The organism is Paenibacillus sp. FSL L8-0435 (assembly GCF_037965655.1).
Classification (GTDB): domain Bacteria; phylum Bacillota; class Bacilli; order Paenibacillales; family Paenibacillaceae; genus Paenibacillus.
The window spans coordinates 3,997,630-4,024,379 of sequence record NZ_CP150185.1 but is presented as its reverse complement, the minus strand read 5'-3'; the positions used below and the strand labels follow the sequence as shown (position 1 = coordinate 4,024,379).

Genomic DNA, 26,750 nt, shown 5'->3' with positions numbered 1-26,750 from the left:
CGATGCTCTGGAATACCATATGGATAAGTTTAATTTTGATTCTGTGCCTGACTTATATCTGGTTCAAGTATAAAACGTTTCTTCGTGAAAAGAATGCTCGTGTTCCTGAACAGGAATCATTCACGATTGACATGTTGATTGAGAAGGTGAAGAACTCACTTCATGAGCTTAGTCATAGTCAGCTCGCGGATGCGGGTCTGCATGAAGAAGAATATCGTCGAAGAATTAATCAACGTGCCGAGATGAGAAAAGCACTGAAGGGCTGTGTCTCAGGCAGTGTCAGCGACAAAACGTATGTCAAAAATCTGATAGGGGATCTGCTGACCCGAAGCATAGGGCTGAACAAGTCAAATGTAGATGAAGTTATTTTGTTTGCAGAACCAGATTTGTTGACGATCCAGGACCGATTCGAAATTGTGTTTTATCTGTACCGACAGCAATTCGGTGTGGATGCAATCTCCCGCATGATTGATACCTACGATCTGGGAAGGCTGCGAATGGAGGAAGGTACGGACGATGGAGGAAGTTATTATATTTCTGAGGAGGATATTCAGTATGTGTTCGAGTGCGAATATCGAGAGCTTGGATTCAGAGAAAAGACGGATATTATCGTGCAACGTATCTATCAACATTATAAAGGGTTCTCGGTTGTTGATGAGATAAGGGACCAACGGATTGACGGCGTTAGTGGTGGTGTCAGCGGTATGCTTGATGCTGTTCATAATACGGGACTTCGAAAACCGGCATCATGGAATGATTTGCTGGATCAAGGACTGGAGGATGATGCACATGAAGAACCGCTTAGCGGCATGGAAAGTGTCTGGATTTTTTATAAAGGTAAGTCCATTCATCTATCCTTTCTGTCGTTCGGAAGCATCCGTGAACTGAAAAGGGTATGCCAGAATATATACAAATACAATTATCCCGGACAGCTGTCGGAAGCAAGTGGATACAAGGTGAACGAGATGAAAGACGGCTCCCGTGTCGTTGTTGTTCGTCCTCCTTTTGCAGAATCGTGGGCATTCTTCGTCCGGAAGTTCGATATTCCGAATGCTTCACTTGAACAATTGATTACGGGTAACAACGCAGATCTGCCAATAACCCTGCTTCAATACCTGATGAAAGGAAGCCGGATTACAGCTGTAACCGGTGCACAGGGTTCTGGTAAAACAACGTTGCTTATGGCTATGGTCAAACACATCTATGCATCGTACACCCTTCGGGTGCAGGAGATGGCGTTTGAACTTCAATTAAGACGGATTTATAGCCGACGTAATATTTTGAGTTTCCGAGAGACTGAACACATCTCAGGTCAACAAGGGCTTGATTTGCAGAAAAAAACGGATGGTACCGTCAATATTCTTGGTGAGGTAGCGAGTGATGAAGTGGCCGCATGGATGATTCAAATGTCTCAGGTAGCCAGTCTGTTCACCCTGTTTACCCACCATGCCAAAACGTTTCGTGATCTGGTCTTCTCCCTCCGTAATTCCTTGCTCAAGACAGGTATGTTCCAGCATGAGCATATTGCTGAGGAGCAGGTTGTGAGTGTCATCAATTTCGATGTTCATATGAAGAAAGATGCTGAGGGACGAAGATATATCGAACGGATTACGGAATGTCTTCCTCGTGCGAATCAAGGTGACAGCGTGGAAGAGAGGGCAGGTTTTACATTTCGTAATGTTGTGGAGTACAGAGATGGAGCGTATGTTGCAACAGCACCAATCTCCTCTGGATGCATGATGGATATGCGAGAACAGATGACATTACAGGATGCTGAGAAGTTTGAACAGTTTATGAAGCAACACTGGGGTGATCAGTATGACAATTAAATGGATTCTGCTCCTCGTATTAAGTATTTGTGCAGGAGGTTTGCTGATCACACTTCTGGTTTTAAGTATGTTACGTCACAGAGGAGGTGGTTCAGCAATTCAATCCGGCGTGATTTTTGCTCCTAGCGGGAAGGGATTCAAGGGATTGGGATCAATCTTGTTGCAGTCCTATCGTCTTGGAATGAAAGTGCCACTGCTATCAGCTTATATTCTACAGGTTCAGAAACGTATTTCATTCCGCCATGTTGGGGATGAGCCTTCACTTCGCAGACTGACGATGACAGTGGTTCTGATTATTCTTGGAGGTTATGGAGGCATAAGTGTCATTCTGTTTTTACTACAGCCGGGTATCGCTTTTGTAATACTTTCTGTACTCTGTGCTGTGGTGCTAAACAGTCTGGTATTAGATATGTGCCTCAGTCGTATGGAGAAAAGGTTGCTGGTGCAGATGTTGGATATCTTCGCAGATGTAAGGCATCGGTATCATCAGCATGGCATGGTTGAGGAAGCGCTCTATGAAGCCGCTGAAGCAGGTACAGGAGAAGCGGCAGAACAGGTAAGACTGATCTACGAAGCTCTGACTTCTCCAGATCCAAATGAAGCACTTGAGCGTTATTATGAAGTGGCTCCCAACCGTTTTCTCAAAGGATTCGCTGGCGTTTCCTATATGGTCATGGAGTTTGGGGATAAGGACAGGGCACAAGGCTCTATTTATCTCAAAGGACTTGGTAACCTAACTCAGGAGATTCATTTGGAGATTTTGCGGCGTGATAAATTGGATTACCTGCTCAAAGGACTTAATATCATCGCGCTCGCTCCGGTATTATTCACCGCTCCGATCGAACGCTGGGCCAGAGTCAGTTTCCCAACGATGGATGAATTTTATCGCAGCAAAGTCGGTTTTGTTACCAAAATATCGATCTATGTCATCATTATCCTTGCTTATTTGCTTTTGCAAAGGCTCCAGCAATACGATGAGACCCGTTACCGGTCAGGGCATAAGCATTCATGGTTGGATCAGTTTCTGTACAGGCAAACCTTCATACGGAAATTGGCAATGTTGTTTGCAGCAAAACCTGGCAGTGCACAGTACAGTCAAACGATACGGCTCATGAGGGAGAGCAGCTCAGAGTTGAAATTTGAATGGCTTGCCATTCGACGAGTGATGTTATTCGCAGGTTGTTTGGTCCTTACAATGGGTTGCATCTTGTTGTTGCACCAGGTTGAACGTAACCACATCTTGCATGATCCGATCCGGGATGATCGAATGTTTGGTGCAATGGCTGAAGCGGATCTCAGGAAAGCTGAGGAAAAAACAGCATTAGATCAATCCGTACTGAAAAGTGTAGAAATGAACCGAGGAGCTACATACGAAGAAGTCTCCAAAGCGTTACAGCAGTTATCTCCCGTTCAGTTGGACCATGATACTCAGGCTGAGACGATCGCGCGCATTATGCAGAAATTTGAGGTGTATAACAAGCAGTATGTACGCTGGTGGGAAATGATTATAGCCATTCTCATGGGTGCAGCAGGGTACTACATGCCCGTATGGCTCATGATATTTCAGCGGAAAATGCGAAGGTTGGATATGCGACATGAAATCTATCAATTCCAGACAGTGATATCCATTTTGCGTGAGATGGACCGAATGTCAGTCGAGGAGATATTGGAATGGCTTAATCGATTTGCCGTCATTTTCAAGCGCCCGTTGCAAAAATGTTTGTTGCATTTTGAACATGGACCAGAGCTTGCACTTGAGCAATTAAAGGAAGAGGCGGGCTTGCCCGAGTTCCAGCGACTGGTTGATAAATTGCAGCTTGCCCTTGGCAAAATCTCAATACGTGAAGCCTTCGATGATCTCGAGAGCATGATGGCATTTTATTTTGAACAACGCAAGCAGGAGTACAGCAAAATGATAGATGTCAAAGCATCTTGGGGGAGAACCATTGGATTTACACCTATGTACGCCCTTATCTTTTTGTATCTGGTTATTCCATTGGTTGGTATGAGTTTCTTGCAGATGAGCATTTATTATGAGCAAATTCAGAAACTGTAGCACAATTCATCTGTGTGAAAGTCTGAAATAGTTCAATAACTTATAACTTGGGAGGATTTATTATGAACAATGCATCAAGCGCTTTAAAGGTGGCAGCAGGGATATTTTTAACAATCGCTTTGATCACAATTGTAGTTCTGTTGTTTATTTCAGCTCAGGAGGCAACCAAGACGGCCCAGAACAATTTTGCTGATATCCAAACCGAGTTGTCCCAGGCTGCATTTACAGTATATGACGGAACAACTATCAGTGGATCACAGGTAACCAATGCGCTGCGTAAATATGCGGACAAGGATCAGTTCGGTATTCAAGTCATTACAGGTAAAAATAAAGCGGGTCAATGGTACGGTAATCAATTGAATATTTCACAGGATCTCAATAATGCGGACTACGGCTCGGTTATTGCGCCTGACGATAAAGTGGGGATTATTAACCAGACCATGAGTGAAAAAGACAATCAATATGTCAATCCAAGTGGTAAATTCAAAGCCATTATCGTAAAAGACCGATCCAACGTGGTAAGAGGGCTGATCTTCCAGCAATCCTGACAGGAGTTGGTTTAACATGTCCCGGAATACCCAGCATCTCATGTTGTTTTGTACGGCGGTTGTCCTGTTTGTGACAGCCTGCCTGTATGGGCAACATAATGTTAAGATTTTATCAGCGGTCTTAAACGACAGAGTTCAGACAAAAGCAGGCATGGAAGGCCGGCTGACAACAACACTGCATACCACCAATCCGTATCAGTATAGTGGTGCGGAAGTGTTGCATACCGTAAGACAGATGACAGGCACAGGCATTCCTGTAGAGGTAGATGGAACTTCGTATGTGATCGATCCACTTGTCAGCAAAACAGCGACTATTCCTGTCCAGCTCGATGCCACCTACAGTCCGGAGTTTATACGAAATGAAACTGGAGAACTGCTCAAGATTGTTTTTTGGAAGGAGGCCAGTGTGAATTGATTAATGCCGCATCCAAGCTGCTTGCCGTATTGCTCGCAGTCCTTTTGCTCTATGTGTACCCAGCTGCTGAAACAGCTGATCGGCAGGATGATATAGCACGTATGACGGCTGTTCAGAATGTAACACGTTTTGTTGATGCTGTCCGAACGAAAGGGTATATTTCACCTCGAATGTTGGCTGAGTTTGAGGAGCAACTGGCCCAGACGGGCAATCTGTATGAGGTGTCGATGGAACATTTGCATAAGAAATATGTACCTCACTATACAGACCCGATGGACCGTAACAGTTTTACCGGAACTTACGAGGTAGTTCAGGATGGATATTATGCAGCTCAGATTCGAGAGCGACTATTCCCATCCTCAGGTGTGATACCGGTTGATGATCCTGGCCGAAGATATACGTTGACCACAGGGGATTTTTTCACCGTGACGCTCCAAAATACAAATCGTACACCTTCCATGCTCATTCGTGAATGGTTGAGTGGTACGGCTCAGGCTTCAGCGGTATTTGTAACATACGGAGGTATGGTTCTCAATGAAGATTACGTGTGACTTGTTCCGCTATAACCGAACAATTCGGGAAAAGCGGGGACTTAACTAAATAAGTCCAACTTTGCGACCGAGAATTGGAAAGAGGGAACCATGTATCCTGAAACAATTCCGTTAATCTCCTGCGTGCGTGACACGGACAGCGTGTCGGGTATGAAGCACAGGTGAAGTCGGCAGAAGGGAAGCTGGAGCCACTCTATTGAGAAGGTATGCTAACTGATATGCCGGATGGCTGAAAAGCGGACTATGGTGAGAATGGTTGTAAAAAACCTGACGAACCTCCGAATGTACGGGTCTAAATTCATAACATATGGAAACATATGTACTGACAGAAGTCAGGGTGGATAGCGTAGAGTACGATTGTAGTCTAGGAAACACGCTATATCGAACAATGGCGATATCAAGTCCACAGGCTCAAAGGAGGCACCTAAGGTCTAGCAAGCATAGCTAGGTCACAAGGTACAAGGAAAGCAAGGAACGTCGATTTACAGGACTGTCATCCTAGACGTCTACTATAAGGCAGAAATTTGCTGAAATGTACTAATCCTTGTGAGAGTAGAGGCACGACCAATGAAGTGGCTGTAATGGCTACGGAGGAACAGCCTCAAGTCTTTTTAGATAATAAACAATTTTTCCGAAAAGTGAATTGCACCGATCAGGTAGGAACGTGGGGAATCACCGTAAGGAGGTGAAGCCACAGTGCAAACTCTTCGATACTGGGACTACTACGACATGACGAGTACTTTTACTGATTTACACGAAAAAGCACTAGGAAGAAAAAAGTTCGATAATTTATACGGGCTAATAAACTCACATCAGAACATCCTCCTAGCTTTTCGAACAATTAAATCAAACAAAGGCTCACTTACACCAGGAACAGATGGCAAAACCATAGAGAATATAAAGACACTAACAGAAGAAGAGATTGTGAGCCACGTAAGAAACAAGCTTTTGAATTATCAACCCAAAAAGGTTAGGCGAGTCCTTATACCAAAACCTAATGGAAAGAAAAGACCGTTAGGCATTCCATGCATAGTTGACAGAATCATTCAGCAATGTTTTAAACAAATTATTGAACCAATTGCGGAAGCTTACTTCTATAAACATAGTTACGGGTTTAGACCGGTAAGATCAACACACAACGCTCTAGCGAGAGTACAACATCTTATAAACACAACCAATCTCCATTATGTCGTTGATGTTGATATTCAAGGATTCTTCGATAATGTGAACCACACATTGCTTTTGAAACAACTATGGAATATGGGTATTAGGGATAAAAGAGTACTTCGAATCATCAGCAAAATGCTTAAAGCTGAAATTGAAGATGAAGGGATACCGTTGAAAGGCACACCACAAGGTGGAATCTTATCTCCTCTCCTGTCAAATGTAGTATTAAATGACTTGGATCAGTGGGTTGCAGGACAATGGACAAACTTCGAAACTCAATACGCCTATGCAGGAGACTATCACAGGATCAGAGCACTCAAGAAAACCAATCTTAAAGAAGGATATATTGTGCGATACGCCGATGATTTTAAAATTCTTTGTCGGGATTGGAAATCAGCTCAGAAGTGGTATCACGCTGTAAGACTCTATCTTAGAGACCGCCTTAAACTAGACATCTCACCCGAAAAATCACAGATTGTAAACCTCAGGAAACGTAAATCTGATTTCCTGGGATTCACAATATGGGCTGAGAAAAAAGGAAAAAGAAGAGTCGCCTATACGGGTATAAATGAAAAGAAGAGAGCAGAAATCAAGAAGCAAGCAAGAGAGCGCATTAAGAATCTGCACAAAGCACCAATTACTCAAAACGCTCTTCTCTTCAATAGCTTTGTACTTGGTTTACACAATTACTTTTCACGTGCAACACATGTTAGTGTAGAGTTCTCACGACTTGCCTTTGATCTGAAAGCATTCACATACAATCGTCTCAAAGTTATTGGTAAATACCAATATCCTGATAATGCCCCGCCAACCTTCAAGAAGTTCTACAGGAACAGATATAGAACCTTTAAGGTCGCAGGTGTATATCTCTTTCCGTTCAGAGATGTAAAAACGGTTAACAACCTATGCTTTCAGCAGACGTTAAATCCGTATACATCAGAAGGAAGAAAGAGACTTCATAGGGATTTAAAGACGGATATTAGATATGAACTAATTAAACTAATGCAGTCAAACATACCAAACCGTAGCATTGAATACCTGGATAACAGACTGAGTAGATATAGTATGCAGGGTGGCAAATGCGAGATATCTGGCATTTTACTAACTGCTGATTACGTGCATTGCCATCATCTTTTGCCAATCCATTTAGGTGGGACAGACGATTTTAGCAATCTACGTATTCTACACAAAGATATCCATAAACTTGTTCATGCTACAAAATCAGAGACGATTGTCAAACTCATGTCGCCGTTTGGATTTTCAGACTCTACGATTCAGAAAATCAACCTGTACCGAAAAATGAGTAACTTGGAACCTATTGTAATAAAAATCTAAAAAGATGGAGCGCCGTGTGCGATGAAAGTCGCACGCACGGTGTGGAGAAGGGGAAAAGGCGGTGATTATATCAAATCCTTACCTATTTCTATTGAGCTGTCCATTGTATTCGTGCTGATCTTCTTCCCGCTCTTCTGGATCATCTCACTCCATACCCAAGATGCCGAAGAGGCTCAATATCTTGGTCAACGATACAGATCTGCACTTCAAACCGCAGTTATGGATGCAGGTGCGGTGATGCATCAGAATGAGAAACAAAATGATGAAGCAGGTTATGATTCAACCAAGTTTGTTAAAGCGGACAAGGAGCTCGCCTTGTTGACATTTACGCAGACGATGGCTTTGAATATGGGGATTCAGAATGATCCCGTTGCTATTCGAAACATGTTTAATTACATTCCTGCCGTGGTTATTCTGGATTATGATGGCTATTATATGTTGTCCACAGAAACAGAGATGACGGGTAACCTTGAAGGTTCTTTCAGGCAAGTATGGAGCCCCAAGAAACCTTATACATATTCAGATTCTAATGGTAACAGTATTAACTTTACACTGGACGACTACGTATATGCCTATGACGCAAACGCAGGGAAATGGATTGAGGGATTTCAAAAAGAACTGGCTTCAACCACACAGATTCCTTTACTTCAGAATACCAGCGTATTTGAGCAAGTTAGACAAAGCCAGATTGTGACTGCTGTGCAGGATGATCTGGCTGATGTGATTAACCGCCATAATGAGTTTGCCAGAAAGAACGGTATTTCCTATACGTTTACGATGCCCCTGATTGCGCAGGAAGATTGGTACAACTCCATTAACGATACAGGGATTATGGCCTTTATCCAAGGTATAGGTGTGGGTGACCAGAAAATCAACAATTACGCAATTGGTGGAGGCAGACTTGTGAAGAAAACGGCCATCGTAGGTGGGGTAGATCCTTTAACGGGTATCAAGTACTACTATCCCTCCACATGTGGTAATGGATACCGTGCTGAAGAGGTATTCACAGACGCAAGACAAGCAGCTGCACAAGGCTATTTCGAATATAAATGCTCTAATCGGTAGGGAGCCTGTATGACAAAATCATGGAAGAGGTTCCTGAGCTGTTTACATTACTTTCAGAAAAGACGGGACTTGTGCTAGAATAGGGTTTCGGAACAATCACAAAAGTAATGTCTAATAGATAGGAGCTACCTCATCTTATGAGTTTATTGTCAGTAGAGAACGTGAGTCACAATTTTGGAGATCGCACGTTATTTAAAAATGTATCGTTTCGTTTACTTGCCGGAGAGCGCGTAGGACTTGTTGGTGCCAATGGTGTGGGTAAATCCACATTAATGAACATCCTTACCGGTAAATTGCTTAAAGATAGTGGAAAAGTGGAATGGACACCTAAGGTTCGTTATGGATATCTGGATCAGCATACAAAGCTTACGCCAGGCAAAACCATTCGTGACGTTCTTAAGGATGCATTCCTTCCGTTGCTTGAATTGGAAAAAGAAATGATGAATATTACGGACCAGATGGCAGATGCAGATCCAGATAAGTTGGAGCAGTTGCTGGAAGAGATGGGCGATATTCAGGAACAACTGGAACAGGGCGACTTTTATCTGATTGACGTAAAAGTGGAAGAGATGGCCAATGGTCTTGGTTTGTCCGCAATTGGTCTTGATCGAGATGTCGCAGCTCTAAGTGGTGGACAACGTACCAAGGTGCTTCTTGCCAAGCTTCTGCTCGAGAAACCTACAGCACTTTTGCTGGATGAGCCGACCAACTATCTGGACGTAGAGCATATTGAATGGCTGTCACGTTACCTGAAGGACTACCCTCACGCGTTTCTCTTAATCTCCCATGACACGGAATTCATGAATGAAGTCGTAAATGTCATTTATCATTTGGAATTTGCCAAATTAACGAGATATGCAGCGAACTATAACAAGTTCCTTGAGATGGCTGATATGAATAAAGCCCAGCATATTGATGCATACGAGAAGCAGCAAGAGTACATCAAGAAGCAGGAAGATTTCATTCAGCGTAACAAGGCACGTGCTTCAACATCAGGTCGAGCGAAGAGCCGGGAGAAGCAGCTGGACAGAATTGAACGTATTGATCGCCCAGATGAAGCGGCCAAACCAACGTTTAAATTCAAGGATGCCCGTGCGAGCAGCAAAACGGTCTTTGAGGGTATTGATTTTGAAATTGGATATACGTATCCTTTGCTGCCCAAAATGACGATGACAATTGAACGTGGTGAAAAAATTGCCATCGTAGGTTGTAATGGTGTGGGTAAATCGACACTGCTGAAAACTATTCTGGGCAAAATATCTCCACTGAGTGGAAAGACCTTCTTGGGAGATTATCTCGAAACGGCCTATTTTGAACAGGAAGTTCGTGCTGGAAATATCACGCCGATTGAGGATGTTTGGAATGAGTTTTCACATTTGACCCAGAATGAGGTCCGGGGTCATCTCGCACGCTGTGGGTTGAAAAATGAGCACATTACCCGTCCGCTTAACATGCTGAGTGGTGGAGAGCAAGCCAAGGTTCGTTTATGCAAACTCTTGATGCGTGAAAGCAACTGGATTTTATTCGATGAGCCGACAAACCATCTCGATGTCACAGCCAAAGCGGAGTTGCAGCGTGCTTTGCAAGAATTCAAGGGAACGGTGTTACTGGTATCTCATGAACCTGATTTCTACGAGGGTTGGGTCACCAAAACATGGAATGTAGAAGAATGGTCTGAGACAAACTAGGGCGATTCAAGACAATGTTTAACAGAAATGACGGTGACAAAAAAAACCGTCTATGGTAACATAGGCTACAACTTCATATGAACACTAGGGGGGCCGCACGATGCGGCTGAGATGGAAGAATGCGATTCCGGACCCTTTGCACCTGATCTGGATCATACCAGCGTAGGGAAGTGGCGAGCGCGTTTCAGTGAATGACGTGAGCAAACGGCAATTCAAAGGATTTCAACCGTCTGCTTAACGAATTGAAACATGCAGTTGCGTGTATAACGTTATGGCTATAGGGTCTATAGCTTTATTGCACGAAATGAACTGTATGTATCAGTCAGTCATCTGGTTCTATAATAATACGCAGCCACTCCCCTACGGGAGTGGCTTTTTTGTGTTTTCATAGCATTCACGTCTGGAAGGAGATGAACAGTACGGTAATTTCTCATGAACATGTTCAAGAATCATTTGAATTGCATGTTGTATCTACGGGTACAGGGGATCAAGCATCTTTTGTAAAAGCTGCAAAGGACGTTTGGCCTTTGGTGGACTATATTCACATACGAGAAAAACAACTCACATTGCAAGACAAGATCGGTTGGGCTGAAAGTCTGCGTAACGTTGGTGTTCCATCTTGTCGCATCGTTATCAATGGCTCAGAACTGCCACCACAGAATGACATCTATGGCGGTGTACACTGGGGGCAAGATGTGATACGTAACTACAACCCTGCTGTTATAAGCAATGTGCAGCGACTTCGTCTGGGTGTATCTGTTCATTCACTCGATGAGGCAAAAATCGCTGAAGAACGGGGAGCCGATTACCTATTCTTCGGGCATGTCTTCTCAACCAACAGTAAGCCTGATCTTGAACCAAGAGGATTATATGCTCTGGCTGAAGTGTGCTCCGGTGTCTCCATTCCTGTCATGGCGATCGGTGGCATCGAACCGGGAAACATTCACGCTATTCGCTCTGCAGGCGCTCAGGGAGTTGCTGTGATCTCGAATGTCTGGGCGAGCGATTCCCCGGATCAGGCGGCTGCATCGTTAAGGCAGGCTATCGTTGGCGTTGGTACAGAAAGTTTGAGCCGCTAATCAAGGAGATGAGCTGATGAAGAAGATCATTACTGATAGACCGGATAAGGTTCATGCAGAAACGATTATTGTAGGCGGAGGGGTTGTTGGTTGTGCCATTGCATATGAACTTGCTTCCCGTGGACAGGATGTGCTGTTGCTGGAGCGTTCGGCGATTGCAGGAGGCACTTCTTGCGCAGCAGCTGGAATGCTGGCGGCCGACAGTGAGGATTTTGCTCATCCTTTGATGGCTAAGCTTGCCAGGCAGAGTAGACAGTTACTTACCGAGCAACAGATGCTAATGGCTACACTCAGTGAGGTAGAGACTGGTCTGCAACGCCAGGGATTCCTAACTCCTTTTCGTTCATACAGTGAATTAAGTAGTTATAAGGACAATCGGAAGTCTGCGTTGTCTACTTCTGCTGATGAGGTGTGGTGGGATCGTTCCATTGTGCAGCAGGAGGCATCATGGCTTAACAGAGATACGTATGGAGCCTATTACAGACCTTACGAGAGTGAAATTCTCCCACTCCACCTAACGAAGGCATACGCCGAATCCGCTCAAGCAATGGGAGCACGGGTTATGGAGGACATACAGGATATACGTGTGCAAGCAAACGAACACGGTGTGCAGGGAATCACCACATCGATCGGTGAGATGAGATGCAAACATGTCATTATAGCGGCTGGATTACAGAGTGAAGAGTTGATGAGACATGTGAATCTGAGCTTGCCTGTGTGGTCGGTAAAAGGTGAAATAGCCGCCGTTCAGTTCTCAGAAGAACATGCAGGGTACAGACCTGACAGAACGGTGTATGCAGAGGATATCTATATTGTTCCCAAAGCCAATGGCGAAGTTTGGCTCGGGGCAACCAGTCTGCCAGGAAGAGCGGATTTGAACGTTTCTGTACAGGGTGTTCAGAAGCTGCTAACAGCGGCTACCCACTGGGTGCCGGGGATGAAAGAAGCACAATTTATACGAGCGTGGGCAGGCGTAAGACCGGCAACACCCGATGGGCTGCCTTATATAGGTGCTTGCAAGAGTATACCCGGGCTGTTCGCCGCCTTTGGGCATTACCGCAACGGTATCTTGCTTAGTGCGATAACAGGCAGGCTTATCGCTGAGTTGGTCGCTGGCAAAAGCTCAGAAGAACTCGGAATTGAGGCGCTGAGCCCTGAGCGATTGAACAGAAAGGGAGTGGTGCAGTGAATATCATCGTTAATGGTCAACGGATGGAGATTGAAGACAGATTGAATCGTGTGGATAAATTGCTCCAATCTTTTGACCTGCAAGTTAAGACTGTAGTTGTTGAGCTGAACAGGCATATCTTAACGCGTGAACACCATGAGTCAACAACATTAAGAGAAGGCGATCGAATTGAGATTGTACATTTTGTAGGAGGCGGTTGATGATGTTGAACATTGGTAAATATACGTTTGAGTCCAGATTGTTGCTCGGAACAGGCAAGTTTTCGGATCTGGAAGTGCAAAGTCAGGCTGTGGAAGCATCTGAAACGGAAGTTTTAACCTTTGCTGTTCGTCGTCTGAATCTGGAGGAACGCAACCAGAAGCATTTCCTGGATACGTTGGATCTGGACAAATACACTCTTCTTCCGAATACGGCTGGGGCTTCCACTGCGGAAGAGGCGGTGCGAATTGCCGAGCTTGCGCGGGCTTCAGGACTTTGTGATATGATAAAAGTCGAAGTCATAGGAGATGGAATGACGTTACTCCCAGATCCGATTGAAACGTACAATGCTTGCGAAATTTTGCTTGAAAAGGGCTTCACGGTATTGCCTTATATTTCGGATGATGTCATTCTGGCCAAAAGGCTGCAATTGCTTGGCGTACATGCTGTAATGCCTGGCGCTTCTCCCATCGGAGCTGGCAGAGGCATCATCAATCCCTATAACCTTGAGATCATCATTGAGCAGGCCGTTGTACCTGTGATTGTGGATGCAGGGTTGCGCTCCCCAAAAGATGCTGCTTATGCGATGGAACTTGGTGCAGATGGCGTATTGTTAAATACAGCCGTATCCGGATCAGGGGATCCAGTGAGCATGGCTAAAGCGATGCGATTGGGGGTAGAAGCGGGTAGATTGGCATATGAGGCAGGCATGATTCCCGTAAAGCGTTATGCAGCAGCCAGTAGTCCGGTGGAAGGAATGGTTCATACATGACAGATCAAGTAACATCTTTCGAGCAGGCCGATCGTTATTCCAGACAGGAACGGTACGCGCCACTTGGTAAGGAAGGCCAGGCCAGATTAAAGGGCAGCAGAGTTTTAATTGTAGGCGCTGGCGCACTTGGAACAGGAATTGCAGAAACGTTAGTTCGTTCAGGAGTCGGACACTTAACGATTGTGGATCGTGATTATGTGGAGTGGAGTAACCTGCAGCGGCAGCAATTATATGTAGAACAGGACGCGCTTGAGCGGATACCGAAGGCAATGGCGGCGGAAAAACGTTTATCTGCCATTAATTCCACGGTTCATGTGGAAGGGAAAGTGTTGGACGTCAGAGTAGATGAGTTGGAAGAACTCGTTCAGCATACAGACTTGATCATGGATGCAACGGATAACTTTGATACCCGACTACTTATTAATGATATGGCACAGAAGCACGGTATTCCCTGGATTTATGGTGGATGCGTAGGTAGTTATGGTATTACCTATACGTTTATGCCCGGAGATACGCCATGTTTAAATTGTTTGCTGGGTGAAGTCCCTCTGGGTGGAGATACCTGTGATACGTCTGGCATCATACCTCAAGCCGTACAGATGGTAACGGCGAATCAGACCGCAGAAGCGATGAAGTTACTTAGTGGCAATGCAAATGCATTGAGACGTAAGTTATTGTCATTTGACGTGTGGAGGAACGAATACATATCCATCAATGTGGATGGTGCGAAAAAGCAAGACTGTCCTTCCTGCGGTACTTCGGCAACGTATCCATATCTTTCTGCGTCCAATCTGGAGAAAACAGATGTGTTGTGTGGCAGGGATACCGTTCAGATCCGACCTGCAAGGCGCATGAATCTGGATCTTCAACATACAGCGGAACGTCTGGATAGACTTCAAGAAGGAAAAGTGGAATCCAATCCGTTTCTGGTTTCTTTTACAACAGGAGTCCATAGAATGGTTATTTTCCAAGATGGACGTGTCCTCGTACACGGAACAAAAGACACAGCTGAAGCGCGTACGCTCGTCCATCGCTACTTTGGTTAAAGCAAGAAAGAAGCAAAGTCTGTTCCCTTAAGGGAATGGACTTTTTCATTTTACGGCATGCTATCTGTACCAACCATTGCTGCGAGCAGTGGGGATAGAGACAGGCCGGGTGAAAAAGAGTGAAAACAGCCATTTTGCTGATTGGAGCAGGAGAGCAGGTCAGCCTTATTCAGGATGTTTTATGTAGCGAAGGGTATGAGGTGCAACGAATGGAGTGGTCCGAACTAAACCAATCCGTCGAGCCTTCGTTGCTGCATATTAACCTGATCATCCTGGTAGACGAGGAAGAGGGGAATGAACATTGTGGCCAGGATCAGAAATTAGAGTTAAAACAGTGGATAGATAAAGGTCATGTTATACCTCTACTCGTTATCACTTCTAATGCATCTCCTCAGTTCATCGTGGAATGGCTGGATTACGGAGCTAATGACGTGATGGAGGAACCTATCCACTTGACCGTGATGCTTGCCAGAATACGAAATTTATTGCGTGTTTTTGCGAATGCAACACCAGAGGGTGAGGAAGTAATTGTAGTTCATGATCTTAAAGTCAATTTGCGTTCAAGACGGGTAAATCGTGCGGGTGAATACCTGACATTAACGCCAAAAGAATACGAATTGCTGGAATATTTGGCTCTGCATGTGAATGAAGCATGTACCCGGAGTGATATTTTGCGGGAAGTATGGGGATATGAGTATGCGATGGATACCAACGTTGTGGATGTGTATATCAAACATTTGAGGGTTAAGGTAGATAAGGGAAGAAGTGTGAAACTGATTCATACTGTGCGTGGGATCGGTTATATGCTGCATGATAAAAATTAGATTACGAAGTTAGTTCCATGAAACACCAGTTTAGAGTGTGGCAAAAAGAGGGTAAAAATAAAAGACCGGATAGTAACCTCCGGTCCTTACTGATTAGCTATAATGTGATTCTAAAGTACACGACGAGCTTTAACATACGTTCTCTTCCAAGTACCGGAGTTCAGATCAGAAAGGGTTACGCCTGGAGATCCGTACGTATGCAGAATCTTACCATTTCCCGCATAAACGCCTACGTGAGTGACATTGGAGCCGGTAGAACGGCTACCACTGGAGAAGAATACCAGATCTCCGACACGCAGATTAGCTTTAGACACAGCTTTACCTTCTTTGGATTGTTTCACGGAAGTGCGCGGCAAATCTACACCATACTTTTTGAAAATATATTTCATAAAAGAAGAACAGTCAAAAACCTTGGTTGTTGAAGTTGAAGCACCAAATTTATATGGAGTTCCAGTGAATTTTTTGCCATAGTTAACAATTTGTTGACCTTTGGATACAGAAGCAGTTGCTGCCTGTGCAACAGGTGCGTTAGTCATTAGTACAGCTCCAAAACCTAGTGTAGCGCACAACCCGACGGTTACGGCCTTTTGGACAAAGATGTTTGTTTTCATGTTAGTTAGTACCTCCAAAATTCGTTTTCGTTAAGTTGCTAGAGCGAGTATAACAGCTTTGTAACAGCCTAGAAATTGGATAGAGGAGTGTAATCCCTTGCGCCACAATGGTTTGGGTATGTTTATTAAAATATGATTAAAAATGTCAAAAAATTAATCATTGACGGATGAAGAATTAAGATGAAACAACAAAGACCCATTGAATATCAAGGGTCTTTGTTATGTGTGAACCTATTTTCTTCATTGAATCACTGGTTACAAAAACGTAATAAATAATTATGAAGCATACAAATAGATTCAATCTTTGCTCTGAATAATCAGTAATAAGCCACTATCAATAGTGACTGTACCGGAGGAGCCTAATAGCTTGTTGCTTACACCCAAGGATTGTCCCATGCGAATGGTGGCTTGATCTAGCGGATACATAAAACCATCCAGAGTTATTCCTGCAACTTCATGAGTCAAGGGGAGCAGAGAAACATATTTATAGTCACGGTGCTCAACCACAGCTTTGGATGTGGTCAGTGTCATGTAATTGTGCTTGTCCTGAATGGCACAGGAGATATGATGCTGCATCGCGCGAACCATAATATGTACATTGGCGAGTGTGTGATCCATACGTGTACCTGTAGCACCTAACATTAAGATGTGAGAAGGTTCATAATCTAGCGCTGTCTCAAAAGCCATTTCTGTATCAGTAAGATCCTTATGAACAGGGTCACATGTAATGAACCGAATGCTATTATTGCTTACAATGATACATTCCTCTTCAGTAATGGAGTCGAAGTCTCCTACTGCAATGTGAGGCTGAATGCCGTGTTCAATTAAAAATAATGCACCACGATCGGCCGCGATGATCATATCATCTTCTCGTATTTCCTGAAGTAATTCTACAGATAAGTTTCCGCCTGTAAAAATAACCACTCGTTTCACCGTCATTTTATTTCATCCTTCCTAATTCAGAGCAAAATAGGTCATTGTTCAAATATAATGTTGGAACCTGTACAAATATATTCACCAAACCAGTATAATCCACAAAATGTGGTTGCACAATTTCAGTGCTCGCGGATACAATGGGTAGAGCGACATGGAGATGACTTGAAAAGTGAGGTTTGAACAGGTTGGACTTACACATTTTTGAAGTATTCAGCATTATAGGCACTATCGCATTTGCAATGTCCGGTGCCTTCGTGGCTATGGAAGAGGAGTATGACATTCTGGGTGTACTAGTGCTTGGACTTGTCACGGCATTCGGAGGCGGGATTATCCGGAATGTACTTATAGGTATACCTGTAACGACACTGTGGAGTCAGGGATCACTTATTATGTTAGCCCTAGTATCAGTAGCGATTGCGTTTATATTACCTCTCAAGTGGATTAGTCACTGGAAGCGAACAGAGGCGCTGTTTGATGCAATCGGACTCGCAGCATTTGCAATTCAAGGGGCTCTCTACGCGGCGAACATGGGACATCCTATTAGCGCAGTTATCGTTGCAGCAGTAATGACCGGTATTGGTGGGGGCGTGATTCGTGATGTGCTTGCAGGACGTAAACCGCTTGTATTGCGTGACGAAATCTATGCTGTATGGGCAATGACAGCCGGTTTTGTTATAGGTATGGGTTGGTTAACAACAAATGCCGGATTGTTGCTTTGTTTCGCGGCCGTTGTGTTTTTCCGGATGTGTTCTGTACATTATAAATGGAAACTGCCACGTCGTTCGTTGGTGCCGTCTGAGACCGGGAACGTCAGTCCTCAGCCGGAGAGCATTGTGACACAGCCAACATCGTCGGTACTTCAAGGTACGCTAAGCAAGGGGGATTAATATGATTAATGTTTTGTTTGTATGTCTGGGCAATATATGTAGATCACCAATGGCTGAAGCCGTTCTGCGTCACAAAGTCGTGGAGAAGGGGCTTGAACACCAGATTCGTGTGGACTCTGCGGGTACAGGGGACTGGCATGTTGGTAAACCTCCGCATGAAGGGACTCGAAATTTGCTGGATTCGTACCAGATTTCCTATGCCAATATGGCAGCGAGACAATTCGCCAGCGAAGATTTTACTCAATTTGATTACATTGTATGTATGGATAATTCGAATGCAGATAATGTGCGCAACGTTCCAGGTGGAGCTGAGTCGGACATCATCAAGTTCATGGACATGCTTCCCGAGGAAAAACTCAGAGAAGTACCTGACCCATATTACACAGGCAATTTTGAAGAGGTGTACGAGCTGGTTAACGCAGGCTGCGATGTTCTGTTGAGTAAGATTGAAGCGGAACATTCCTTAGCCTAAAAAGTAAACGAAATTCATGCTCAATTTGTAATTCGACAAAGAAGCAGGATTAGAGCGCTTAAAGCAAGCAGGATATCCTGCTTCTTTTTCAGATTACAATTGTAAGCGGTATCATTAAAATGAAAAACAATAGCGGCATTTCAGCCGCCTGTTAAAGTGGTCCTTTTATCTTTCCTGGAGAAAATAAAGTAATGCTTCGGGCAATTCCTTCTGCCAAAAACCCCATTGGTGTTTTCCGTCTTTCTCCTGGTAGGAGACGAGGGCACCACGTTTTTCCAGCAATTCTCGAGTATCCCGGTTTAATTGAACAAAATTATACGTACCCGTGTCTGCCTCAAAATCAGTCTCCTGCAAACCAACGATCATCCAGATCGAGAGCCAGGACAGATCTTCAGCTGCGGCATAGATTTCCTGTGAAGCAGAGTAGAAGGCGCCAGACATGCTGATCACACGTGTGATCAGATCCGGATATAACAGAGCAAGATGAAGCGAAACACTGCCACCGAGCGAATCTCCGGCAAGAATGCGTTCCTGCGGAGAACGGCGTACAGGATATTTCTCTTCTATATAGGGAATAATCTCTTCAGCGAAGCAAGCAGTATATGCCTTGAACCGATCTCCAAATGGAGCATATTCCTGCGTTCTCACAGACACATCGACCTGAACCCCTACAATAATGAAAGGTTCGGCTCCTTCGTCCAGAATAATTTGGTTAGCTGTTGTAGCAATTCGTCCGAAATTAAAAAATTCTTCGCCATCCTGACAATAAACGACAGGGTAGCTAAGCAATTCGTTATAGCCTGGGGGAAGGTAAATACGGAGCGTTCGCTTCTCTCCGAGATAGCGACTTTCAATCTCTTCCTTCACAATCGTGCGTTTCAAATAGCGGGAATCCGTCATAAAACGTCACCTTTCTCGGTTAATTTTTTGCATTCGACCGCGCAATACGGTAAGATTACCCTTGTGCGGGGTTAGGTCAAACACGCAATCATGTATTATGCTGTTATACCAATATTAAGCCCCTGTTATACATACAATCCGGCAGGAAACATAAAAAAATTACGGATTTCTTTGACGTATGGAGTGAAACAGGTGTATAATAATATTATAACAGCGGAACTTGATATTCAAATTTTTTGTTGAGGTGAAGAAAAAAATGAGCAAGGTTCCTTATGAAGTGTATACAGAGGATGTAGAAGCTCTGTCCGTGCTGTCTCCTGACGGCGAAATTGTTAACAAAGACATGATGCCTACACTTTCCGATGATCAATTAAAAGAAATTATGTACCGCATGGTATTTACCCGTACTTGGGATGACCGTGCAGTAAACCTGGGCCGTCAAGGTCGTCTTGGTTTCTATGCTCCAGTATCTGGTCAAGAAGCTACAATGGTTGGTAGTGAATTTGCAATTGAAAAAGAAGACTTTGTATGTCCTGGCTATCGTGACATTCCGCAACTCGTATGGCATGGACTTCCTCTTTATCAAGCATTCTTGTACTCCCGTGGACACCAACATGGTGGACAAATTCCAGATGGCGTTAATGTATTGATGCCACAAATCATCATTGGTGCACAAATTCTGCATGCAATGGGTATCGCTATGGGTTACAAATTGAAGAAACAAAAACAAGTTGTTATCACGTACACAGGTGATGGCGGTTCTTCTGAAGGTGACTTCTATGAAGGTCTGAACTACGCTGGTGTATACAAACTGCCTGTTATCTTCTTTGTACAAAACAATGGTTATGCCATCACAACTCCTTTTGCTAAACAAACAGCAGCTCTGTCCATCGCTCACAAAGCGGTAGCAGCAGGTATCAAAGGTGTTAAAGTTGACGGTATGGACATCTTCGCTGTTATCAAAGCTGTTCAGGAAGCTGCTGAGCGTGGACGTAACGGAGAAGGCGCAACATTGATCGAAGCAGTAACATACCGTTTCCGTCCTCACTCCCTTTCGGATGATGCTTCCAAGTATCGTACAAAAGAAGAAGAGGCAGAATGGTCTGCTAAAGATCCTATCGCACGTTTCGCTAAATATCTGGAGAAAAAAGGTCTTTGGACTGAAGAAGATACAGCACGTGTGAAAGAAGAAGCTAAAGCTAAAGTAAATGAAGAGATCAAAAAAGCGGAAAAAACCGAGAAAATGACGATTTCAGGCTTGATCGACAGCATGTTCGAACAAACGCCTAAGCACTTGGAAGAGCAAAAAGCTGATTTCCAATAAGTTTTTTCCGATAAAGCATAAACATCCGCGACTTTAATGTCCCGGTATACATGTACGAATTCAAATGTGAACTGTCAATGTTTAAGGAGGAAATGAAGCAAATGGCACAAATGAACATGAAAGAAGCAATCCGTGATGCGCTTCGCGTGGAGTTGAAACGTGATCCTAACGTTCTGCTTTTCGGTGAAGACGTAGGTAATGTAGGCGGCGTTTTCCGTGTAACGGAAGGTCTGCAAAAAGAGTTTGGCGAAGAGCGTGTATTTGATACTCCACTGGCTGAGTCCGCTATTGGTGGTCTGGCTGTAGGTCTGGGTGTACAAGGCTTCCGTCCGGTTGCTGAGATCCAATTCGTTGGTTTTATCTTCGAAGCCCTTGACCAAATGGTAGTGCAAGCTGCTCGTATGCGTTTCCGCTCCGGTGGAAAATACAATTCTCCAATCGTATTCCGTACACCATTCGGTGGCGGCGTAAAAGCGGCAGAATTGCATACAGATTCCCTGGAAGGTCTGCTCACGCAAACGCCAGGTATCAAAGTCGTTGTTCCTTCCAACCCTTACGATGCAAAAGGACTGATGATCGCTTCTATTCGCGATAACGATCCTGTATTCTTCATGGAGCACTTGAACTTGTACCATGCTTTCCGTGCAGAAGTGCCTGAAGAAGATTACGTTGTTGAGTTGGGTAAAGCGAACGTTGTTCGTGAAGGTTCTGATGTAACGATCATTACTTACGGTATGATGGTTCACACTTCTGTGAAAGCAGCAGATGAACTCGAAAAACAAGGAATCAAAGTTGAAGTTATCGACCTTCGTACGGTTAGCCCGATCGACATCGATACTATCGTTGCTTCCGTTAAGAAAACAAACCGTGCAATTGTTGTACAGGAAGCTCAAAAGAGCGCAGGTGTTGCAGCTGAAGTCATTGCCCAAATCAATGAAAAAGCAATCCTGCACTTGGAAGCACCGGTTCTGCGTGTAGCTGGTCCGGACACTGTATATCCATTTGCACAAATCGAAGATACATGGCTGCCTAACCCGGCACGTATCGTTGCTGCGGTTAACAAAGTCGTAAATTTCTAATTTAATCATCTGACATGCCGCAAGGCGCAGTATGGTGATTCACACCGCAGCGCAAGCTGCACTGTAAACAGCCATTAGCCCCTTGAGTAACAGTTATTTGCATTAGCAGTAACAGTTGTTTCTTGGAGTTAAGGGTTGTTTTCAGGATTGAGCACATAATCAAGGAGGTTTTTCAGTTGGCTAAATTTGAATATAAATTCCCTGAATTGGGCGAAGGCCTGCACGAAGGCGAAATCATCAAGATGCACATCAAAGTCGGTGACAAAGTAACTGACGACGACATCATCATGGAAGTACAGAACGACAAAGCGGTTGTAGAAGTACCTTGTCCGGTTAACGGAACAGTTACAGAAGTATTCGCTAAAGACGGTCAAGTCTGCCACGTTGGTGAAGTTGTAGCGATCATCGATGCAGAAGGCGAACTTCCTGAGCAAGACGACGCTCCTGCTGGCGATCAAGGCGAGCAAGAGAAAGATGCAGCTCAAGGCGGAGCTGATACAAGTGGTTCTTCTGCAGCAGCTTCCAGCTCGGATGCAGCTAAAGAAGGCGGCAACAACAGCGTTCCGGCAGTACCTGCCAAAGACGTTCTGGCAACACCAAGCGTGCGTAAATTTGCTCGCGAACAAGGTGTAGACATCGCTCAGGTTAACGGCACTGGCAACAACGGTAAAGTAACCAAAGAAGATGTTGAATCCTTCAAAAACGGTGGCGGTTCTTCCGCAGCGGCATCTTCCGAAGCTCCGGCTCAAGAAGAGAAAAAATCCGCAGCACCAGCAGCGGCTGCAGCTGATCAATACCTTGAAGAAGAGCGCGTACCATTCAAAGGTATCCGTAAAGCAATCTCTAATGCAATGGTTAAATCGGCTTACACAGCACCTCACGTTACAATCATGGACGAAGTGGACGTAACTGAATTGGTTGCTTTCCGTACTCGCATGAAACCAATTGCAGAGAAAAAAGGAACAAAAGTTACTTATCTGCCATTCATCGTTAAAGCACTGGTTGCGGCTTCCCGCCAATTCCCGGCTCTGAACGCTATGATTGATGAAGAAGCTAACGAAATTGTTTACAAAAAATACTACAACATCGGTATCGCTACAGATACAGACAACGGTTTGATCGTTCCTGTTATCAAAGATGCTGATCGTAAATCCATCTGGATGATTGCTGATTCTATCCGTGATCTGGCTGCTCGTGGTCGTGAGGGCAAATTGAGTGCGAATGAAATGAGAGGAAGCACAATCTCCATCAGTAACATCGGTTCTGCTGGCGGTATGTTCTTCACTCCAATCATCAACTTCCCTGAAGTTGCTATTCTCGGAACAGGACGCATCAGCGAAAAAGCAGTGATCAAGAACGGCGAAGTAGTTGCAGCACCTGTAATGGCTCTTTCCCTGAGCTTTGACCACCGTATCATCGATGGCGCAACAGCACAAAACTTTATGAATTACATTAAACAGCTGCTCGCTAACCCTGAGCTGCTTGTTATGGAGGTGTAAGATATGGTAGTAGGCGACGCTTCTCTCAATATCGACACATTAGTAATTGGTGCGGGTCCTGGCGGCTATGTAGCTGCCATCCGCGCTGCTCAACTGGGCCAAAGCGTATTGATCGTAGACAAATCCGAACTGGGCGGTGTTTGTTTGAACCGTGGATGTATTCCATCCAAAGCCCTGATCTCTGCTGCACACCAATATGAGTCTGCACTTCACGGTGAAGCTTTTGGTATCTCTGCTGAGAACGTAAAAGTGGACTTCAGCAAAACTCAAGAGTTCAAAAACGGCGTTGTTAAGAAAATGACTGGCGGCGTAGCTGGTTTGCTCAAAGGCAACAAAGTTGAAGTTTTCAACGGTGAGTGCATGTTCATTAACGAAAACGAAGCTCGTGTATTTAATGACCACGAGTCTCCACGTTACAAATTTAAAAATGCAATTATTGCAACAGGTTCCCGTCCAATCGAACTGAAACCTTTCCCGTTTGGCGGACGCATTCTGTCTTCGACAGAAGCTCTGAACTTGCCTGAAGTACCAAAAAGCATGATCGTTATCGGTGGCGGATATATCGGTGCTGAGCTTGGTCAAATGTACTCCAAATTCGGTTCAAAAGTAACAATCATCGAAGGTTTGGATACAGTACTGCCAGGTTTCGATAAAGACATGACTAGCCTTGTGGCTAAAAACATGAAGAAAACAGGTATCGAAATCGTTACGGGTGCAAAAGCAGAAAGTGCTGAGCAAACGGACAAAGACGTAACTGTTAAATATTCCGTAAATGGTGAATCCAAAGAAGTTACTGCAGATTACTTGCTGGTGACTGTTGGACGTCGTCCAAACACGGATGGAGAACTTGGTCTCGACATGATTGGTGTTGACGTTGACGAGCGTGGATTTGTCAAAGTTGACCACCAAGGTCGCACAAGCATTCCTCACATCTTCGCAATCGGTGATATCGTATCTGGCTTGGCTCTGGCGCACAAAGCTTCTTATGAAGGTAAAGTGGCTGCTGAAGCAATCGCAGGACAACCATCTGTAGTTGACTACAAATGTATGCCAGCTGTTGTGTTCACAGATCCAGAGTGTTCCAGCGTAGGTTACACTGAAAAAGAAGCTAAAGAAAAAGGTTACAAAGTAAAAGCTGGCAAGTTCCCTTATGCGGGTAACGGCCGTGCTGTATCTTTGAACCACGCTGAAGGCTTCGTGAAAATCGTAGCTGACGAAGAAAGCGGCCTTGTATTGGGTTGCCAAATCGTTGGTCTGGAAGCTTCCAATCTGATTGCTGAGCTTGGTTTGGCAATTGAGATGGGCGCTACTTTGGAAGATCTGGCTCTCACAATTCACGCTCACCCAACTTTGGGCGAAATCGTGATGGAAGCTGCGGAATTGGTTATGGGTCACCCGATCCACATCATCTCCCGTTAAGATCATCTAAGCTTCGGATCCGTCCGGCATTATACGTATATCAGAAGAGACGAATAACGTTAACGCGTTATTCGTCTCTTTTTTCTGAGCAAGAGCCGAGAAATTTAAGATACTTGTGTATGTAATATGATGAAAATTTACACGCTCATAAGTTTCAGTGAATTGATTTTATCCAACTTCTGAATTGTGGTACACTGTAGTAATGATCAGTCATGATGTGGCTCCAAGCCAATCACGGTCTATGTATTTAGTTAACTAACCTTTTACACGAGAACGTAGAGGACAGAAAAAACCTGAAGAAGCGGAGTGCTCGCCTTTATCATCGGATTTTACCTTTGGAAAAGGAAATCAAAAAAATCTGGGGACAACAGCGATCGGAAGGTTGTTCTGTCATCGGAGTGGTAAGTGTAAATATTTTTTAGTTTAGTACGAAATAAAAGTGCGAGGGGATATCAACATGAAAAACTATCTTGATTTATTGCAGGATATTCTGAACAACGGCATGCATAAAGGAGACCGTACAGGAACGGGGACACAATCTGTATTTGGCAGACAACTCCGTTATGATCTCTCCGAAGGATTTCCGCTGGTAACAACCAAACGAATTCATCTCAAATCGGTTATTCATGAACTGTTATGGTTTTTGAGTGGCGATACCAATATATCTTATTTGAAAGAAAACGGTGTGAAGATCTGGGACGATTGGGCGGACGAAAATGGGGATCTCGGTCCGGTATACGGCTCGCAGTGGCGTACATGGGAAGCGCCAAACGGAGAAAAAATTGATCAGATCGCCGCAGTGATTGATTCGATCAAAAATAATCCGGATTCGCGTCGTCACCTTGTCAGTGCATGGAATGTGGCTGAGATCAACAATATGAAACTTCCACCTTGTCATTTTGCGTTTCAGTTTTACGTTGCAGAGGGTAAATTATCATGTATGCTTACGATGCGTTCCGTGGATACGTTCCTCGGGTTGCCGTTTAACATCGCGAGTTATGCGCTCTTGACTCATATGATCGCCCAGCAATGTGATCTTGAGGTGGGTGATTTCATCTGGTCTGGAGGGGATGTTCACATCTACTCTAACCATGTTGATCAGGTTAAAACTCAGCTGGAGCGTGAACCTTATGCTTTACCTAAGCTGGTAATCAAACGTAAGCCGGATTCTATTTTTGATTATACGTTTGAAGATTTCGAGTTTGAGAACTATCAGCATCATCCGGGCATTAAGGCTCCAATTGCAGTCTAATTATGTGTTCAATCTCGATAAGAGACTTGGATTGAAGGAGTGTATTACCCTTGAGTATTGAACTGGTATGGGCAATGGGGGAGAACGGTGTGATCGGATTAAATAATTCGATTCCATGGCGTTTACCCAAGGATATGGCCTTTTTCAAACAACGTACGCTGAACAAAACAATTATCATGGGACGTAATACGTGGGAATCCTTTGGTGGTAAGCCGCTTCCTCAGCGCCGTAATATCGTAGTGACTAGAGATCTGAACTACAAGGTGGACCAAGCTGAAATCGTACATACGATTGAAGAAGGGCTGAGTGTAACCAAAGGTGAGGAACTGTGCGTAATTGGGGGTTCCCAAGTGTATCGTGAGTTCCTGCCACTTGCAGATCGTCTTGTGGTGACCAAGATTCATGAGAATTTTGAGGGAGATACGTTTTTCCCTGAAGTGGATTGGTCCGAATGGGAACTAATTGAACAGATTGAAGGCGAACAGGATGAAAAAAATGTTTATGCGTATACATTCGAATTCTACGAACGTAAACGGTAAATTTGGCATAAGAAATTCCTGACTTCGGTCGTATTTTTATGATGAGAGGCGCTGATTGCGAAATATTCGT

Annotated in this window: 25 protein-coding genes and 1 riboswitch; of the genes, 22 read left to right on the top strand and 3 right to left on the bottom strand. The window is 44.3% G+C overall.

Going from position 1 to position 26,750, the window contains the following annotated elements:
- The first annotated feature begins 2 nt into the window (after nucleotides 1–2).
- The 14 genes from NST33_RS17420 (at nucleotide 3) to NST33_RS17355 (ending at nucleotide 15,762) form a co-directional block, all read left to right on the top strand.
- Complete coding sequence (locus tag NST33_RS17420; RefSeq protein WP_221821658.1) at nucleotides 3–1,829, top strand: ATPase, T2SS/T4P/T4SS family; 1,827 nt, start codon at nucleotides 3–5, stop codon at nucleotides 1,827–1,829.
- A complete protein-coding gene (locus tag NST33_RS17415; protein ID WP_221821657.1) occupies nucleotides 1,819–3,885 on the top strand; it encodes a hypothetical protein in 2,067 nt (688 codons plus the stop codon). Before NST33_RS17420 ends, NST33_RS17415 begins: the two co-directional genes overlap by 11 nt.
- A 62-nt stretch (nucleotides 3,886–3,947) precedes the next feature.
- The gene (locus NST33_RS17410; protein WP_062834890.1) at nucleotides 3,948–4,433 is read left to right on the top strand and encodes a hypothetical protein; all 486 of its coding nucleotides are present in this window, start codon (nucleotides 3,948–3,950) and stop codon (nucleotides 4,431–4,433) included.
- Nucleotides 4,434–4,449: 16 nt separating this feature from the next.
- Nucleotides 4,450–4,848, top strand: coding sequence for a hypothetical protein (locus NST33_RS17405; protein ID WP_339304196.1), 399 nt, complete (start codon nucleotides 4,450–4,452; stop codon nucleotides 4,846–4,848).
- The gene (locus NST33_RS17400) at nucleotides 4,845–5,399 is read left to right on the top strand and encodes a hypothetical protein (protein WP_221821652.1); all 555 of its coding nucleotides are present in this window, start codon (nucleotides 4,845–4,847) and stop codon (nucleotides 5,397–5,399) included. Before NST33_RS17405 ends, NST33_RS17400 begins: the two co-directional genes overlap by 4 nt.
- Before the next feature lie 696 nt (nucleotides 5,400–6,095).
- On the top strand, nucleotides 6,096–7,901 hold the full coding sequence (gene ltrA / locus NST33_RS17395) for a group II intron reverse transcriptase/maturase (protein ID WP_285080847.1): 1,806 nt from the start codon (nucleotides 6,096–6,098) through the stop codon (nucleotides 7,899–7,901).
- A gap of 21 nt (nucleotides 7,902–7,922) precedes the next feature.
- Nucleotides 7,923–8,966 carry a hypothetical protein gene (locus NST33_RS17390; protein ID WP_221821649.1) on the top strand — a complete coding sequence of 348 codons (1,044 nt, stop codon included), beginning with the start codon at nucleotides 7,923–7,925 and terminating at the stop codon, nucleotides 8,964–8,966.
- Between the two features lie 137 nt (nucleotides 8,967–9,103).
- Entirely contained in the window at nucleotides 9,104–10,654 is a 1,551-nt protein-coding gene (locus tag NST33_RS17385) for an ABC-F family ATP-binding cassette domain-containing protein (protein WP_221821648.1), read from the top strand.
- A gap of 76 nt (nucleotides 10,655–10,730) precedes the next feature.
- A riboswitch (TPP riboswitch) is annotated at nucleotides 10,731–10,840 on the top strand.
- A gap of 224 nt (nucleotides 10,841–11,064) precedes the next feature.
- Nucleotides 11,065–11,733: a thiamine phosphate synthase gene (locus tag NST33_RS17380; protein ID WP_221821647.1), complete on the top strand. Its 669-nt coding sequence runs from the start codon at nucleotides 11,065–11,067 to the stop codon at nucleotides 11,731–11,733.
- Between the two features lie 16 nt (nucleotides 11,734–11,749).
- Nucleotides 11,750–12,922: a glycine oxidase ThiO gene (gene thiO, locus NST33_RS17375; protein WP_221821646.1), complete on the top strand. Its 1,173-nt coding sequence runs from the start codon at nucleotides 11,750–11,752 to the stop codon at nucleotides 12,920–12,922.
- The gene (gene thiS, locus NST33_RS17370) at nucleotides 12,919–13,122 is read left to right on the top strand and encodes a sulfur carrier protein ThiS (RefSeq protein ID WP_221821645.1); all 204 of its coding nucleotides are present in this window, start codon (nucleotides 12,919–12,921) and stop codon (nucleotides 13,120–13,122) included. The genes thiO and thiS overlap by 4 nt, the downstream gene beginning before the upstream one ends.
- A gap of 2 nt (nucleotides 13,123–13,124) precedes the next feature.
- Nucleotides 13,125–13,892 carry a thiazole synthase gene (locus NST33_RS17365; protein ID WP_339185413.1) on the top strand — a complete coding sequence of 256 codons (768 nt, stop codon included), beginning with the start codon at nucleotides 13,125–13,127 and terminating at the stop codon, nucleotides 13,890–13,892.
- Nucleotides 13,889–14,938, top strand: a complete 1,050-nt coding sequence (locus NST33_RS17360; RefSeq protein WP_339177123.1) for a ThiF family adenylyltransferase — start codon at nucleotides 13,889–13,891, stop codon at nucleotides 14,936–14,938. Before NST33_RS17365 ends, NST33_RS17360 begins: the two co-directional genes overlap by 4 nt.
- A 119-nt stretch (nucleotides 14,939–15,057) precedes the next feature.
- A complete protein-coding gene (locus NST33_RS17355) occupies nucleotides 15,058–15,762 on the top strand; it encodes a response regulator transcription factor (RefSeq protein ID WP_221821643.1) in 705 nt (234 codons plus the stop codon).
- A 110-nt stretch (nucleotides 15,763–15,872) separates the two neighbouring features.
- On the opposite strand, the gene NST33_RS17350 is transcribed toward NST33_RS17355, so the two are convergent.
- Nucleotides 15,873–16,373, bottom strand: a complete 501-nt coding sequence (locus NST33_RS17350) for a C40 family peptidase (protein ID WP_221821642.1) — start codon at nucleotides 16,371–16,373, stop codon at nucleotides 15,873–15,875.
- Nucleotides 16,374–16,670: 297 nt separating this feature from the next.
- Complete coding sequence (locus NST33_RS17345) at nucleotides 16,671–17,312, bottom strand: thiamine diphosphokinase (protein WP_221821641.1); 642 nt, start codon at nucleotides 17,310–17,312, stop codon at nucleotides 16,671–16,673.
- Between the two features lie 182 nt (nucleotides 17,313–17,494).
- Between NST33_RS17345 and NST33_RS17340 the strand changes: the two genes are divergently transcribed.
- Nucleotides 17,495–18,196, top strand: coding sequence for a trimeric intracellular cation channel family protein (locus tag NST33_RS17340; protein WP_076210112.1), 702 nt, complete (start codon nucleotides 17,495–17,497; stop codon nucleotides 18,194–18,196).
- Between the two features lies 1 nt (nucleotide 18,197).
- Nucleotides 18,198–18,668, top strand: coding sequence for a low molecular weight protein-tyrosine-phosphatase (locus NST33_RS17335; RefSeq protein ID WP_221821639.1), 471 nt, complete (start codon nucleotides 18,198–18,200; stop codon nucleotides 18,666–18,668).
- 165 nt (nucleotides 18,669–18,833) lie between these two features.
- Here NST33_RS17335 and NST33_RS17330 read toward each other — a convergent pair whose 3' ends face one another.
- Nucleotides 18,834–19,568, bottom strand: coding sequence for an alpha/beta hydrolase-fold protein (locus NST33_RS17330; protein ID WP_237174873.1), 735 nt, complete (start codon nucleotides 19,566–19,568; stop codon nucleotides 18,834–18,836).
- 256 nt (nucleotides 19,569–19,824) lie between these two features.
- Here NST33_RS17330 and pdhA point away from each other — a divergent pair, with 256 nt between their 5' ends.
- From pdhA to NST33_RS17300, 6 genes are all read left to right on the top strand, one after another.
- A complete protein-coding gene (pdhA, locus tag NST33_RS17325; RefSeq protein ID WP_017688072.1) occupies nucleotides 19,825–20,892 on the top strand; it encodes a pyruvate dehydrogenase (acetyl-transferring) E1 component subunit alpha in 1,068 nt (355 codons plus the stop codon).
- A 101-nt stretch (nucleotides 20,893–20,993) separates the two neighbouring features.
- Nucleotides 20,994–21,971 carry an alpha-ketoacid dehydrogenase subunit beta gene (locus tag NST33_RS17320; RefSeq protein ID WP_076210115.1) on the top strand — a complete coding sequence of 326 codons (978 nt, stop codon included), beginning with the start codon at nucleotides 20,994–20,996 and terminating at the stop codon, nucleotides 21,969–21,971.
- A gap of 176 nt (nucleotides 21,972–22,147) precedes the next feature.
- Complete coding sequence (locus NST33_RS17315; RefSeq protein WP_091029377.1) at nucleotides 22,148–23,470, top strand: dihydrolipoamide acetyltransferase family protein; 1,323 nt, start codon at nucleotides 22,148–22,150, stop codon at nucleotides 23,468–23,470.
- Between the two features lie 3 nt (nucleotides 23,471–23,473).
- A complete protein-coding gene (lpdA, locus tag NST33_RS17310) occupies nucleotides 23,474–24,889 on the top strand; it encodes a dihydrolipoyl dehydrogenase (protein ID WP_221821637.1) in 1,416 nt (471 codons plus the stop codon).
- 457 nt (nucleotides 24,890–25,346) lie between these two features.
- Nucleotides 25,347–26,141, top strand: coding sequence for a thymidylate synthase (thyA, locus tag NST33_RS17305; protein WP_221821635.1), 795 nt, complete (start codon nucleotides 25,347–25,349; stop codon nucleotides 26,139–26,141).
- 50 nt (nucleotides 26,142–26,191) lie between these two features.
- Entirely contained in the window at nucleotides 26,192–26,680 is a 489-nt protein-coding gene (locus NST33_RS17300; protein ID WP_221821633.1) for a dihydrofolate reductase, read from the top strand.
- Nucleotides 26,681–26,750 lie beyond the last annotated feature (70 nt).